This window comes from Pantoea brenneri, from assembly GCF_038594305.1.
In the GTDB taxonomy this organism is placed as follows: Bacteria; Pseudomonadota; Gammaproteobacteria; order Enterobacterales; family Enterobacteriaceae; genus Pantoea; species Pantoea brenneri.
In genome coordinates this window covers 1,206,190-1,218,490 of the sequence record NZ_JBCGBG010000001.1, presented here as the reverse complement: position 1 = coordinate 1,218,490, position 12,301 = coordinate 1,206,190, and the positions used below count along the sequence as shown (strand labels likewise).

Below are 12,301 nucleotides of genomic sequence, written 5' to 3'. Positions count from 1 at the left end.
GAGAACCATGCTGAAAATTTTATGTGTCTGTGGCTGCGGATTAGGATCCAGTTTTGCGATTGAGATGAGCGCAAAAGCGGTATTAAAGAAACTGGAAATTGACGCGGATATTGACCACACCACCATTTCTGAAGCCAACGCGTTTAAATCAGACATGATCCTGACGCAAAAAGCGTTTGCCGATGTATTAAATGCCGATGCCAGTCCGGAACAGATTAAACGGGTCATTATTCTCAACAAGCTTACCGATAAAGCGGAAATTGAGCAAAAGATCGTGGCCTTTTTAAAAGAACGCAACATGAAGGTCGCTGCCCATGAATAGTGTGATCGACTTCCTGGTAAAAGACTTATTAGGGCAGGCGTCGATTCTGATCGCCTTTATTGCCCTGATTGGTCTGCTGCTGCAGAAAAAATCGGCCGGCAAGGTGGTGGAAGGCACCTTTAAAACCCTGCTGGGCTTTTTAATTATGATGGCCGGTATCAATATTATTGTCGGCACGCTGACCTTCCTTAACACCATATTTACCCACGGCTTCGGGATGCAGGGCTATATCACCGATGTGGCGGCGATTGCCGGGCTGGCCAATCGTGAACTGGGATCGGAGGTGGCGTTGACCCTGCTGGTGATTTTTATCGTCAACATCATCATCGCTCGCCTGACGCCGTTTAAGTACATCTTCCTCACCGGCCAGGCGCTGCTGTGGATGGCAACGATTGGTGCGGTGATTGGCTACAAGGCGGGGCTGAGCGGTCTGCCGCTGATCCTGACCGGCGGCATTTTCGGCGGGATCATGGCGGTGGTGATGCCTGCACTGGCGCAGCCGGTGGTGCGGCGGATTACCGACTCTGATGACGTCGCGCTGGGCCACTTCTGCACCATCGGGTATCTGGTGACGGCAGCGGTGGCGAAGGTGGTCGGTAAAGGGTCGCGCTCAACCGAAGACCTGAAGCTGCCGGATAACTTCAAGTTCCTGCAGGACACCTATCTGTCGATGGCGCTGGTGATGGTACCGATGTACCTGATCCCGGCGCTGGCGGCCGGCCCGGCGTTTATTGCCCAGTACAGCAACGGCATGAACTACCTGATGTACGCCTTTATGCAGGCGATTCAGTTCGTCGCCGGGGTGTTCGTGCTCTACAGCGGGGTGCGTCTGCTGCTTAACGAGCTGGTGCCGGCTTTCCGTGGGATTGCGATGCGGGTGGTACCGGACGCTAAACCGGCGCTCGACTGCCCGGTGATGTTTCCCTACGCGCCAAACGCGGTGATTGTCGGCTTCCTTGCCACCACGCTCGGCTCCATCGTCGGCATGCTGGTCTTCCCGATGTTTGGCCTGGCGATGATCCTGCCCGGGCTGCTGACCAACTTCTTCGCGGGCGGCACCGCCGGGGTGTTTGGTAACGCCATCGGCGGACGGCGCGGGGCGATGATTGGCGGCTTTGTCCACGGCCTGTTCATCACGCTGCTGCCGGCAATTCTGGTTCCGATGCTGGAGAGCTACGGCTTCACTGGCGTGACCTTCAGCGATTCCGACGTGATCAGCACCGGTCTGGTACTCGGCCACGCCTTCCAGAACAACTGGCTGTTTGTCGCCCTGTTTATCGCTTTCGTTACTGCACTCGCCTGGTTTGTTAACGGGAAATCCACTAAGCCACAAGAGGAAAAAATCCATGAAACTTTATAATTTCGCCGATCTGTTACAGCTGGCTAAGCAACGCGATTTTAAAGCGGTCGGCTCGTTTAACCTGCACTGCCTGGAGATGCTGCCGGCCTATTTTAAAGCGGCGGAAAAAACCAACAGCCCGTTAATGATTCAGATCTCCACCGGTACGGCGAAATACCTGGGTCATAAACTGCTGGTCGATGCGATTAAATCATTGTCAGAAAGCACCGGCGTCCCGACCTGTCTGCACCTTGATCACTGTTCCGACCTGGCGGCGATTCAGACCGCCATCGACGCCGGTTTTAGCTCGGTGATGTATGACGGATCGCATCTGCCGATTGAGGAGAATATCGCCAACACCCGTCGGGTCATCGACATGGCGCGGCCGCACAACGTCTCGGTAGAGGCGGAGCTTGGGGCGATTGGCGGTTCAGAAGATGGCAAATGCGTCGAAATGGAGGCAATTGCCTTCACCCCGGTAGAGGATGCCAGACGCTTCGTGGAGGAGACCGGCGTCGATATGCTGGCGATTTCGATCGGCACGGTGCATGGCCTGTATACCGGTAAAGCGCATATTCAGCATCAGCGGCTGGCGGACATTACCGCCGCCACCCACACGCCGCTGGTACTGCACGGCGGGACCGGCGTCAGTGACGAAGATATGCGTTTAGCGGTGCGCAGCGGCATTGAAAAGGTCAACGTCGGCACGGAAATGAATGTGCAGTGGGTCGCACAATGCAAAACCAGCTTTGAAAAAGGCAAGGTCAACGACAGCGTGCGTAATTTTCTGGTACCGGCCAATGATGCGGTGACCAGCGTGCTGGTTGAGAAGATGCAGTTGTTCCGTTAATCGCCCGGTCTGAGGGCGCGGCCGACCTGAATCAGCGGTCAGTCGATCTGTTGAATCTGGTTCTTTATTAAGTATTAACCTGAGGTGCCCCGGCGCCGGTCGGGGCAGGAGACGCTATGTTTGGATTCTTAAAAAAGTCGCCGCCAGCTGAACAGCCGGATGCGGAACAGCAGGACCAGCAGGCGCAAGCCAGCCGCGAGAAAATTACCGAACTGGAAAATAAACTGGCTGCCAATCCGCGTGATGGCGAGACGCAGAAGCAATTAATGCTGGAATATAACCGGGCATTAAGCTTATTTGCCAAAAGCCGTCGCTACCGAAATGAAATTGATGCGCTGTTTGTCAAAATCGATGAATTACGCAATGTGGTTCGCCAGTCGATTTAAGGAGAGTGGATGAGCATTAAGCAGCTATTGCAACAAGCTAACGCGATTCAGGTCGGAATTGATGCCACGGACTGGCGTCAGGTGATCGCGCTGGCCGCCGAACCGCTGGTCAGCGGCGGCTACCTTGAGGCGCGCTATCCGGCAGAGGTGATCGCCAATACGCTAACCCACGGCGCGTATTACGTGTTTGACGAAGGCATCGCCATGCCGCATGCCCGGCCGGAAGCCGGTGTGATCCGCGACTGCTTCAGCCTGATTGTACTGGCGCAGCCGATCTCGTTTGCCGGCAGTGAAAAAGCGGACATCGTGATTATGTTCGGCGCGCGCGACAGTAATGCGCATATCGAAGAGGGCATCCGCGCCATTGTCTCGCTGCTGGAAGATGAAGAGACGCTGGTCAGATTACGTCAGGCCCGCAGCGCCGCGGAGGTCATTGATATCTTATGACGACAACAACCCCGTTAAAACGCGTGGTGCTGGTGAACGGAATCCCGGCCTCGGGAAAAAGTACCCTGACACGTGCGCTGTCGCACCGCTTCGGCTGGCCGGTGCTGACGCTCGACAGCCTGAAGGAACCCTTTATGGCCTGCTTTGCGCCGGTCGACCGGCAGCGTAACCGGCAGCTCGGCTGCGCTGCCTATCAGGCGATCTGGAACATTGTCGGTCAGGCACCGGCCAGTCAGATCTGGCTGATTGACGCCTGGTTTGGCTTTCAGTCACGCGCGGTGCTGGAACAGGGCCTGCAGCAGGCTGGCGTCGGCGCGGTGCTGGAGCTGTGGATGCAGATCGCCCCGGAGGCGGCAGTGGCGCGTTATCAGGCACGGCTATCGCAGCGGCTGCCCGGCCATCCCGGCGCGGAATATCTGCCCGAACTGCGCCAGCTGGCGCAACAGGCAGAGCCAATGGCGCTGGGGCCGGTGCTGCGGGTCAACGCCAGCGCGCAGGATGAGCTGGCGGTGGCCCGCTGGTTACAGCAACAGCTGGAGAGAAACAGCTACACTTCACCTCAATGTCCGACGAGTGAGGAGTTGCAGCATGTCATCACCCCCTTATCTGCAAACCGGTGAGAGCGCCGTGCTGTATGACGGCGTCTGTAAGCTGTGCAATGGCTGGGTCCGGTTCCTGCTGCGCCATCGACTGGCGCGGCAGGTTCGTTTTGCGGCGGTACAGAGCGAGCAGGGCAAGGCGCTGCTGCGCTGGGCCGGATTACCGCAGGAGAACGTCAGCACCATTGTCTATATCGCCGATAATCAGCACTGGCTGCGGGCGCAGGCGGTATTCCGCGTGATGCAGCATATGCCGGCACCGTGGCGCGGCCTCAGCGTGTTGCGCCATTTTCCGGATGCCATCAGTAATTTTGCCTACGATCGTATCGCCCTGAATCGCTACAAGCTGTTTGGCCGTTACGACAGTCAGCAGGCAATTACCCCCGATTATCCAGAGCGCTTTTTGCATCCGCTGGACCCGTCGCGCTGAAGCGGCCAGGCACATTACAGGGTAAACACCGTCCGGCAGCGGCTGTCGTCTTCATCCCACGCCTGCGCAACCTCGCTTAACGGACGCGCCCGGAAGGGCACCGAAAAGTGGTGAGGCCCGGCGGCCTGCAGCATTTCGCCGATTGAGGCGATCAGCTCGCTGTCGGCGACGCTGCCAAGGCCGCTGCCCATCAGCGTCAGCCCGGAGGCGCGCAGCAATTTGCTGTGCAGCGGAATCTCCTGACCGCTCAGCGACCCAATCTGCACAAAACGCACCACCTTGTCGCCGCCGCTGACTGCGGCCGTCATGATCGCCAGCGCGCTCTCTCCCCACAGGTAATCCAGCACCACATCAATGCCTTCTGCCATCAGGGCGGGCAGGTCGGTCGCCAGCGCCGCCAGCGTCAGGGTGATATCGGCTCCTTCCTGCTGCAGCTGTTGCAGCGTTTCACTGTTGCGGCCGGTGGCAATGATTTTTCCCGCGCCCAGACTGCGGGCAATGCGGATCGCCAGCCGGCCAGAGGTGCCGGTCGCGCCGTTAATCAGCACCGTTTCACCGGGCCGCAGCGCCGCCCGACGGGTCAGTGCGGTCCAGGATGACATCCCCGGATTGGCGATAGCCGCAGCGACCACCGGATCAAGCGTTGGCGGCAGCGCAATCAGGCACTCGCTTCGCACCAGGGTGCGCTGCGCCATGCTGCCCCAGCCTGGGTCGAACGCCAGAAAATAGACCGCATCGCCGTTATCGAGGTAGCCGGTGCCATCAATACCGGGAATCAACGGATAGCCTGCCGCGCCACTGTAATGGGTGCCAGCCGCGCGTGATTTTGCCAGCTGGCTGATGGCGGCGGCTTTCACCGTCACCCGCTGCTGGCCTGCTGCTGCCTGCGGTTCGGGAAAATCACCGTAGTAGGGTGTTGCGCCTGCCCGATCGATTATTGCTGCTTTCATGGATTGCGGCCTTCTGTCTGCGGTTAAATAGGTGTAGAGTACACACATTATTCCTGCCTCTGGATGGCGTCAATGAAAAAAGTGCAAAATACACATAATTCATCGTTCGATGCGCTGCATAACAGCTTACTCACTATTGTGGCTGCCTTTAACCGGCCACAGCGCGATCTGGCGATGATCAGAGGCGCGGGTATTGAGCTTGATCGCGCCCTGTTCCCGCTGCTGGTGCAGGTTGGCCGGTTCGGACCGATCGGGGTCGGGGAGCTCGCCGATCGGGTCGGGCGTGATTACACCACCGTCAGCCGACAGGTGGCGAAGCTGGAAGAGACTGGCCTGGTGCAGCGACAAAAAAATGCCGCGGATAAGCGGATCAACGAGGCGGCAATTACCCAGGCCGGTAAAGCGATGACCGATAAAATCGATGCGCAACGGGCGCAGATCTACCAGCGGGTGTTCGACCACTGGCCGCAGAGCGACCGTGCCACACTGGAACAGTTGTTGCAGCAATTTGTGAGCGACTTTAGCGCTTTGCAGGGCGATGAGAGGGACGACGCGTGATGCAGGTGACAGGAGGACGCAACCATGCCGGTTAATATCGATCTCAACGATCTCTATGCGTTTCGCGCGCTGGTGGAGTATGGCAATTTTCGTCTCGCGGCGGACTCAATCTGCCTGTCACAGTCGGCGCTGAGCCGCAGAATAGACAAGCTGGAGACGGCGCTGGGGATCCGTTTGTTTGAGCGCACCACCCGCCGGGTCACCCTGACGCTAAAAGGCCACGCCTTTGCCGAACGGTCAGACAAGCTGCTGGTAGATTTTGAAGAGGTGATGGCCGATCTGAGTGAGGTCAGTCTGGCGCGGACCGGGCTGATCACCGTCGCCTGTGTGCCCTCCGCCGCCTATTATTTTATGCCCAACATCATCCGGCTGTTTCAGGCGCGCTATCCACGGGTGCGGGTCAAGTTAATCGACAGCAGCGCCGCCAATGTCTATGACGCGGTGATTGGCGGTCAGGCCGATTTCGGCCTTAGCTTTTCCGGCCGGGCGCAGCCCGATGTCCATTTTCTGCCGCTGATCGACGATCCCTACGTGGCGGCCTGTCGGCATGAACATCCGATCGCGGCAAAACAGAGCCTGAGCTGGCGGGAGTTTTATCAGCAGGAGTGGGTGGGGCTGGACAAGACCTCCGGCAACCGCAATCTGCTCGATCAGGCGCTGGAGCATATCGTGCCGGAGAAAGCCTGCATCTGTGAAACCCGGCATGTCACCACGATGCTCGGCATGGTTGAAGCGGGCCTCGGCATTGCTGCCGTGCCCGCTATGTCGATGCCGACCGCCGGTCACTCCGCGCTGACGGCAGTGCCGCTGACCGACCCGGCGGTGAAACGCACGGTGGGTCTGCTGCGAAAAAACGGCCGCACGCTGTCACACGTCGCCGGTGAGCTGGAAGCGCTGATTATTGAACAGTATCAGGCTGTCTGATTGGCTGTGACGCGCCAGCCGGTTGAGGCTGGCCGATCGGGTGCAGCCCGGTTTGACGTACCACCTGTTGGACCTCGGACGAGGCGAGCCAGCGCAGTAGCCGGCGCGCTTCATCGGGCTGCGCTGACTGCCGTACCACCGCGCCGGCAAAGCGGGTGGTGTATTGCAGGCTGTCAGGTAACTCGCCAACAAAGGTAACGCCGGGCACCGGCAACAGTTCACTGACCTGCTGGAACCCGATCGCATATTTGCCGGCCGCGACTTGTGAGGCGACCGGAATCCGCTCTACTTTAAACGCCTTTGCGTTGACCCGATCCGCGATGCCCAGCCGGGTGAACAACTGGCTGCTGATGTACTGACCGCTGGCACTGTCGGAGTAGGCTATCGAGCGGGCGCTGAGCAGGGTGGCGCGCAGGGCACTTTCGCTGTCGATGGCGACCGGCGTTGCGCCTTGTTTGATCACCGCTCCGATGCGTGAATCGGCCAGTTCAACCCGCGAACCCGGCAGCGTGCGGCCCTGTTGTTCCAGATTGCCCAGCGCATCGCCCACCATAATCAGCAGATCGGCGCGTTCGCCCCGCGCCAGCCGGGCCGGGATCGCCTGCGGCGTTTTGCCCATCGACGGACCGGCCACCGTATTGATGCGGATCCCTTCCCGCGCCGCATAGCGAGGAGATAACTGGTCCCACGCCGCTTTAAAGCCGCCCGAGATCATCACGGTCAGCTCCCGGGTCTGGGCGCTGGCACTGCCCGCCACGCTGATAAGCAGAGCGACCAACAGAGAATAGCGTTTCATATCAATCTCCTTAGCTCACGGCATTATTGGCGACAGGCAACGGATTGCCGATCCGGCGGTAGAGGTAGAGCGTCGCCAGCAGGGCGCAGACGGCAGCAAAACTCATCCAGTAACCGGGCGACGCTTTATCGCCGGTCAGTTCAATCAGTCCGGTCGACATCACCGGCGTGAAACCGCCGAACAGCGCGGTGGCCAGGCTGTAGGCCAGCGAGAAGCCGGCAACCCGCACTTCACCCGGCATAATTTCGGTCAGCGCCGGGATCATCGCGCCGTTATACAGGCCGTAAATCAGTGACAGCCACAGCAGGACCCCGAGCATCATCGAAAAGCTGGGGGCCGCCGCCAGCAGGCTCAGCGCCGGGTAGCTGGTGGTCAGCGCCAGCAGCGTCATGGCGATCAGCAGCGGCTTGCGGCCGAAGCGATCCGACAGTGCGCCGCCAATCGGCAGCCAGATGAAATTCGACACCGCCACCAGCAGGGTCACCAGCAGGCTGTCAGAGGCGCTGAGCATCAGCACTTTTTTGCCAAAGGTCGGGGCATAAACGGTGATCAGGTAGAAGGCGGTCGTGGTCATCGCCACCATCAGCATTCCGGCTATCACCACCTGCCAGTTAGCCAGCAAAATTTTAAATACCTGTTTCAGCGCGGGTGGGTTGCGTCGGGCGCTGAATTCCGCCGTCTCTTCCAGTTTGCGGCGCAGCACGAAGATAAACGGCACGATCATGCAGCCGAACAGGAACGGAATCCGCCAGCCCCATTCGCGGATAGCGCTCTCGGCCAGCAGCGCATTCAGGATAAAGCCCATCGCTGCGGCCACCATGATCGCCACCTGTTGGCTACCTGACTGCCAGCTGGTATAAAAACCTTTGCGGCCTGGGGTGGCGATTTCGGCCAGATAAACCGACACGCCGCCCAGTTCGGCTCCCGCCGAAAAGCCCTGCAGCAAGCGTCCGGTCAGCACCAGCAGCGGTGCCCACAGGCCAATGCTCTGATAAGAAGGGATCAGCACAATCATGAAGGTGCCTGCCGCCATGATCGACAGCGTCACAATTAAGCCTTTGCGGCGGCCCACTTTGTCAATGTAAGCGCCGAGCACCACCGCGCCGATCGGGCGCATCAGGAAACCGGCACCGAATACCGCAAAGGTCATCATCAGCGAGGCAAACTCGCTGCTGGCCGGAAAGAAGGTGTGAGCGATGTAGGTGGCATAAAATCCAAACAGGAAAAAATCAAACTGCTCGAGAAAATTGCCTGAGGTCACACGGAATATCGCGCCGATCCGGGCGCGGGTGGAAAGCGTAGTAGGTGAGGGGGTCTGCATCAGTGAGCTCCAGTCGGTGATTGACGCTTTTTGCCGCGCCTGTGACTGAAGAGTGGATCAGCGACCGGCGGTTAATAAGTGCAAAAAGGGCATGGATTGATGCGTGGCCTGCATGACTCGGCGAAGCTTGTGGGTTAAGTCGATTAATATCAGCGCGTTAGCGTAAAGGTGCGGGCGGCGGCGTTGCGGCTAACCCGCGCCACGAGTTTGCGGAAATGTGACAGAATTCATAACTGTGTAACAGCGCCGCTGCGGCGCTGGCCGGCAGGTCAGGAGCGCGTCACGCCAAACGTCTGTTGCAGCCGCTGTAAACCGGCCGCGCTGAACTGCACTTCACGGTAGCCGGGGTTGCGCGTAAGCCAGCCCTGCTGTTCGAAGGCGCTCAGCAGCGCCGCACCGGCATACCCGCCGAGGTGAAAGCGGCGCTCGCTCCAGTCCAGACAGCCGCAGCAGGCTTTGCGCCGTCCCGGCTGAGAGAGATCGATCTGTAACGCCGCAAACTGCTGCTGGCCAGAACGGGTGATGGCGCTGCCGTCCGCCGTTAACCATCCCTGCAGCTGCATTGCGGCATAGATCTGCACTGCAATTTCGCCCGCCAGATGATCGTAACAGGTGCGGGCGGTACGCAGCGCTGCCGGCGTGCGACTGTCCGGGGCAGCAACCCGCCGCCACGACACGCCCATCATGCTTTCAATCAGATCGGCGATGTCACTGCCGGTCAGCCGGTAATAACGGTGGCGGCCCTGCGCCAGGCAGACGATCAGCCCGCTGTTAATTAAACGATTGAGGTGCGCGCTGGCAGTCGAAGGCGCAACGTCGGTGACGGCGCTGAGTTCCGTGGCGGTCCAGGCGCGGCCATCCATCAGCGCTGACAGCATCCTCACGCGCGAGGTGTCGGCCATGGCGGCGGCGACCGCGACAATCGCCGCCTCAAGGGCGACGCTGTCGTCGGGGCATTCATGCGGTTGTGATTTTGCCATCTGCCGGGACTGCCCATGCGGTTGTCAGCCTCGCGGCTGAGTGATTGTCGTCGGTGATCAGGATCAGCTGGTTAGCGTGGTCGCTGTATTGCACCAGAATATTAATGCCGGCGCTGGCCAGCCGCGCCGTTATCTCAGCCAGTTCACCGGGGCGCTGCTGGGGTAATTTGCGGATCAGCGGAGCGGTCACCGCCTGTACTGCGATTCCTTCCGCCTCCAGCACGGCCCGCGCCCGCTCGCCCTCCACCACCAGAAAATGCGCGTGGCTCTGCGCGCCAGCCGAGAACAGGCCGCCGCCTTCCAGTCCAATGCCGTGCTGGCCCAGCAGGCCGGTGAGACGGGAAAGGGTGCCAGCACTATTTTGCAGGATCACATGAATATCGAACATCTTAATTTGTCTCCGGTTTCGATGCATACTCTCTGACCAGCGTCGCAATGCGCAGCGAGTAACCGGCGAAAAGGGTCTCACGGCCTTCGCGTTGGGCAGCCTGATGCTGTGGATTGTTTTTCCAGGCCAGCACTGCCGCTTCATCGCGCCACCAGGACAGCGAGAGGATCTTTTTCTCATCGGTCAGGCTTTGAAAGCGCTCAATCGCGATAAAACCGTCGACCTGCGCCAGCAGCGGTTTGAGTTCTGCGGCCAGATGCAGGTAGCGAGCCTGGTGTTCGGGTCGGGCCTGGGCTTCAAACAGTACAGCGATCATCGGTTGTCTCCTTAGGGTGTCAGCAGCACAGTAGCGGGCGGGGCGGCGTGATGCTTCGGCCTGCTACGAAATATGCCTGTACGGCTAATCAACCAGACCATCATTTCACTATCATGGAGCAGGTAATATGTTCACCGGACTGAGTGCGTTTCCCCTTACCCCGTTTACGGCTGACAAGCCGGATGAAGCGGCATTTTTACGGCTGTTGCAGCGGCTGACTGAGGCCGGAGTGGACTCGCTTGGCGTGCTGGGCTCTACCGGCAGTTACGCTTACCTGACCCGCACGCAGCGCAGGCGTATCGCCGAACTGGCGGTCGCCCATGCTGGCGCTGTCCCGATGATGATCGGTATCGGTGCGGTCAGCAGTGCTGAGGTGCTGCATCTGGCGGAAGATGCCCAGCAGGCGGGCGCATCGGCGCTGCTATTGCCGCCGCTTGGCTATCAGGCGCTGCGGGATGAAGAGGTGTTCACCCTCTACCAGACGGTTGCGCGTCACGCTTCGGTGCCGATCTGCGTCTACGACAATCCGGGCACCACCCATTTTACCTTTTCAGATGCGCTGATCGGCCGCATCGCCGCGCTGCCTGGCATCGCCTCAATAAAAATTCCCGGTGTACCGGCAGAATTGCCGGCGGCTGTTCAGCGCATCGCCCAACTGCGGGCCTTGCTGCCTGAAACTGTCTCAATCGGCGTCAGCGGCGATGCGTTTGCCGCAACCGGCCTGCTGGCGGGCTGTGATGGCTGGTACTCGGTCTGTGGCGGGCTGTTTCCGCGGGTAGCGAAGGCGATCGCTGAGGCGGCGCAGGCGGGCGATGATCGGCGCGTCACGATGCTGGATGCGCAACTGCAACCCTTGTGGGCGCTGTTCCGTCAGCATGGCGGCAGCCTGCGGGTGATGGCGGCGGCGGCCGCCATCCTGGGCCTGACAGCAGCAGACAATCTGCCGCGCCCGCTGTTATCGCTCTCCGGGGCCGATTATCAGCAGATCGCTGAGGTTGTGACCGCGCTGGAGCTAGCGTAGCCGGCGCGGGCAGGCGGGTCATAACCTGCCTGCTGCAACGCCGGTGGCCTGCTGCGGTGGCCATCGGCTCCGCCCGGCATTGACCCCCGTGCCGTGCCGGCGTTTCTCTGCCGTCAACAGCCTCAGCGGTGGTAGACCAGGTTAAAGCCTTCGCTTGCCTGCGGTGGCTCAAAGTAGCGGGTAATTAAATCGAACTGTTGTTCGGTGGCGGCGAAGAGGTGTTCACCCGACTGATTGCGGGCATGCAGGCGGGCTTTACAGCAATCATCCGGCAGGTCGAGATAATGCAGCTGATGCTGTGCCGCCGAGCGTGTGATCAACGACATCATCCAGCCGCGATTCGCCTGGGTATTGGCAGGAAAATCGAGCACCACCGAAACGCCCGCCGTGAGCAGCGCCAGCAGGTGCGGAGTGACGGCATTTTTCAGCAGCGCGGCACAGCGCACATAGTCGGCGACCGAGTGCAGCTGATCCGGATAGAGTGCCGCCAGCCACTGATCTTCACTCAGGATGATGCAGCCCGGTTCGGCGCCCAGCCGGGCAGCAAGGGTGGATTTGCCGGAGGCGATTTTACCGCACAGCAGATGCAGGGTAGCAGGGGTAACGGTGTGATGATGCATAGGCGTCCTTAACGATTTAACACCGGTAAGGCCCGCCTTACCGGCGGGAAAAGA

Annotated in this window: 17 protein-coding genes; 10 read left to right on the top strand and 7 right to left on the bottom strand. The window is 60.0% G+C overall.

All coding sequences use genetic code 11. The annotated features are described in order from the left end of the window. The first annotated feature begins 7 nt into the window (after nt 1–7). The 7 genes from AABB92_RS05655 (at nt 8) to AABB92_RS05625 (ending at nt 4,373) form a co-directional block, all read left to right on the top strand. On the top strand, nt 8–322 hold the full coding sequence (locus AABB92_RS05655; protein ID WP_031377537.1) for a PTS sugar transporter subunit IIB: 315 nt from the start codon (nt 8–10) through the stop codon (nt 320–322). Beyond that, nucleotides 315–1,682 (top strand): PTS sugar transporter subunit IIC, encoded by a 1,368-nt coding sequence (locus tag AABB92_RS05650; RefSeq protein ID WP_031377538.1) that lies wholly within the window; start codon nt 315–317, stop codon nt 1,680–1,682. The genes AABB92_RS05655 and AABB92_RS05650 overlap by 8 nt, the downstream gene beginning before the upstream one ends. Next, on the top strand, nt 1,669–2,511 hold the full coding sequence (locus AABB92_RS05645; RefSeq protein ID WP_031377539.1) for a class II fructose-bisphosphate aldolase: 843 nt from the start codon (nt 1,669–1,671) through the stop codon (nt 2,509–2,511). The genes AABB92_RS05650 and AABB92_RS05645 overlap by 14 nt, the downstream gene beginning before the upstream one ends. Nucleotides 2,512–2,627: 116 nt before the next feature. Continuing rightward, complete coding sequence (locus AABB92_RS05640; protein WP_031377540.1) at nt 2,628–2,897, top strand: hypothetical protein; 270 nt, start codon at nt 2,628–2,630, stop codon at nt 2,895–2,897. A 9-nt stretch (nt 2,898–2,906) separates the two neighbouring features. Beyond that, nucleotides 2,907–3,344, top strand: a complete 438-nt coding sequence (locus AABB92_RS05635) for a PTS sugar transporter subunit IIA (RefSeq protein WP_031377541.1) — start codon at nt 2,907–2,909, stop codon at nt 3,342–3,344. Beyond that, complete coding sequence (locus AABB92_RS05630; RefSeq protein ID WP_046288328.1) at nt 3,341–3,964, top strand: P-loop nucleotide/nucleoside kinase family protein; 624 nt, start codon at nt 3,341–3,343, stop codon at nt 3,962–3,964. Before AABB92_RS05635 ends, AABB92_RS05630 begins: the two co-directional genes overlap by 4 nt. Next, the gene (locus tag AABB92_RS05625; protein ID WP_031377542.1) at nt 3,933–4,373 is read left to right on the top strand and encodes a thiol-disulfide oxidoreductase DCC family protein; all 441 of its coding nucleotides are present in this window, start codon (nt 3,933–3,935) and stop codon (nt 4,371–4,373) included. The genes AABB92_RS05630 and AABB92_RS05625 overlap by 32 nt, the downstream gene beginning before the upstream one ends. Nucleotides 4,374–4,387: 14 nt before the next feature. Here the strand turns inward: AABB92_RS05625 and AABB92_RS05620 are convergent, their stop codons facing one another. Continuing rightward, complete coding sequence (locus AABB92_RS05620) at nt 4,388–5,323, bottom strand: quinone oxidoreductase family protein (RefSeq protein ID WP_031377543.1); 936 nt, start codon at nt 5,321–5,323, stop codon at nt 4,388–4,390. A 72-nt stretch (nt 5,324–5,395) separates the two neighbouring features. Between AABB92_RS05620 and AABB92_RS05615 the strand changes: the two genes are divergently transcribed. Further along, nucleotides 5,396–5,881: a MarR family winged helix-turn-helix transcriptional regulator gene (locus AABB92_RS05615; RefSeq protein WP_046288327.1), complete on the top strand. Its 486-nt coding sequence runs from the start codon at nt 5,396–5,398 to the stop codon at nt 5,879–5,881. Nucleotides 5,882–5,905: 24 nt separating this feature from the next. Beyond that, nucleotides 5,906–6,805, top strand: coding sequence for an L-proline-binding transcription factor PsrA (gene psrA / locus AABB92_RS05610; RefSeq protein ID WP_031377545.1), 900 nt, complete (start codon nt 5,906–5,908; stop codon nt 6,803–6,805). Here the strand turns inward: psrA and AABB92_RS05605 are convergent. The 5 genes from AABB92_RS05605 to AABB92_RS05585 all read right to left on the bottom strand — a co-directional run bounded on the left by AABB92_RS05605 (nt 6,780) and on the right by AABB92_RS05585 (nt 10,606). Next, complete coding sequence (locus AABB92_RS05605) at nt 6,780–7,601, bottom strand: molybdate ABC transporter substrate-binding protein (protein WP_046288326.1); 822 nt, start codon at nt 7,599–7,601, stop codon at nt 6,780–6,782. The genes psrA and AABB92_RS05605 overlap by 26 nt on opposite strands. A gap of 10 nt (nt 7,602–7,611) precedes the next feature. Continuing rightward, entirely contained in the window at nt 7,612–8,922 is a 1,311-nt protein-coding gene (gene tcuC, locus AABB92_RS05600) for an MFS transporter (RefSeq protein ID WP_031377546.1), read from the bottom strand. Nucleotides 8,923–9,191: 269 nt separating this feature from the next. Next, a complete protein-coding gene (locus tag AABB92_RS05595; protein ID WP_046288325.1) occupies nt 9,192–9,902 on the bottom strand; it encodes an ArsR/SmtB family transcription factor in 711 nt (236 codons plus the stop codon). Next, entirely contained in the window at nt 9,880–10,290 is a 411-nt protein-coding gene (locus tag AABB92_RS05590; RefSeq protein WP_031378239.1) for an amino acid-binding protein, read from the bottom strand. Before AABB92_RS05590 ends, AABB92_RS05595 begins: the two co-directional genes overlap by 23 nt. 1 nt (nt 10,291) lies before the next feature. Further along, complete coding sequence (locus tag AABB92_RS05585) at nt 10,292–10,606, bottom strand: antibiotic biosynthesis monooxygenase family protein (protein WP_031378238.1); 315 nt, start codon at nt 10,604–10,606, stop codon at nt 10,292–10,294. 127 nt (nt 10,607–10,733) lie between these two features. Here AABB92_RS05585 and AABB92_RS05580 point away from each other — a divergent pair, with 127 nt between their 5' ends. Further along, nucleotides 10,734–11,627, top strand: a complete 894-nt coding sequence (locus tag AABB92_RS05580) for a dihydrodipicolinate synthase family protein (RefSeq protein WP_031378237.1) — start codon at nt 10,734–10,736, stop codon at nt 11,625–11,627. Nucleotides 11,628–11,749: 122 nt separating this feature from the next. Here the strand turns inward: AABB92_RS05580 and AABB92_RS05575 are convergent, their stop codons facing one another. Continuing rightward, nucleotides 11,750–12,247: a P-loop nucleotide/nucleoside kinase family protein gene (locus AABB92_RS05575; protein WP_031377999.1), complete on the bottom strand. Its 498-nt coding sequence runs from the start codon at nt 12,245–12,247 to the stop codon at nt 11,750–11,752. Between the last annotated feature and the right edge of the window lie 54 nt (nt 12,248–12,301).

Bases quoted from the DNA above. Each gene is read 5' to 3' on its own strand.
- AABB92_RS05575 (WP_031377999.1), bottom strand. From the start codon at position 12,247: ATGCATCATCACACCGTTACCCCTGCTACCCTGCATCTGCTGTGCGGT.
- AABB92_RS05630 (WP_046288328.1), top strand. From the start codon at position 3,341: ATGACGACAACAACCCCGTTAAAACGCGTGGTGCTGGTGAACGGAATC.
- AABB92_RS05640 (WP_031377540.1), top strand. From the start codon at position 2,628: ATGTTTGGATTCTTAAAAAAGTCGCCGCCAGCTGAACAGCCGGATGCG.
- AABB92_RS05590 (WP_031378239.1), bottom strand. From the start codon at position 10,290: ATGTTCGATATTCATGTGATCCTGCAAAATAGTGCTGGCACCCTTTCC.
- AABB92_RS05650 (WP_031377538.1), top strand. From the start codon at position 315: ATGAATAGTGTGATCGACTTCCTGGTAAAAGACTTATTAGGGCAGGCG.
- AABB92_RS05605 (WP_046288326.1), bottom strand. From the start codon at position 7,601: ATGAAACGCTATTCTCTGTTGGTCGCTCTGCTTATCAGCGTGGCGGGC.
- AABB92_RS05585 (WP_031378238.1), bottom strand. From the start codon at position 10,606: ATGATCGCTGTACTGTTTGAAGCCCAGGCCCGACCCGAACACCAGGCT.
- AABB92_RS05635 (WP_031377541.1), top strand. From the start codon at position 2,907: ATGAGCATTAAGCAGCTATTGCAACAAGCTAACGCGATTCAGGTCGGA.
- AABB92_RS05580 (WP_031378237.1), top strand. From the start codon at position 10,734: ATGTTCACCGGACTGAGTGCGTTTCCCCTTACCCCGTTTACGGCTGAC.
- AABB92_RS05620 (WP_031377543.1), bottom strand. From the start codon at position 5,323: ATGAAAGCAGCAATAATCGATCGGGCAGGCGCAACACCCTACTACGGT.
- AABB92_RS05595 (WP_046288325.1), bottom strand. From the start codon at position 9,902: ATGGCAAAATCACAACCGCATGAATGCCCCGACGACAGCGTCGCCCTT.
- AABB92_RS05615 (WP_046288327.1), top strand. From the start codon at position 5,396: ATGAAAAAAGTGCAAAATACACATAATTCATCGTTCGATGCGCTGCAT.
- AABB92_RS05655 (WP_031377537.1), top strand. From the start codon at position 8: ATGCTGAAAATTTTATGTGTCTGTGGCTGCGGATTAGGATCCAGTTTT.
- AABB92_RS05645 (WP_031377539.1), top strand. From the start codon at position 1,669: ATGAAACTTTATAATTTCGCCGATCTGTTACAGCTGGCTAAGCAACGC.
- AABB92_RS05625 (WP_031377542.1), top strand. From the start codon at position 3,933: ATGTCATCACCCCCTTATCTGCAAACCGGTGAGAGCGCCGTGCTGTAT.
- tcuC (WP_031377546.1), bottom strand. From the start codon at position 8,922: ATGCAGACCCCCTCACCTACTACGCTTTCCACCCGCGCCCGGATCGGC.
- psrA (WP_031377545.1), top strand. From the start codon at position 5,906: ATGCCGGTTAATATCGATCTCAACGATCTCTATGCGTTTCGCGCGCTG.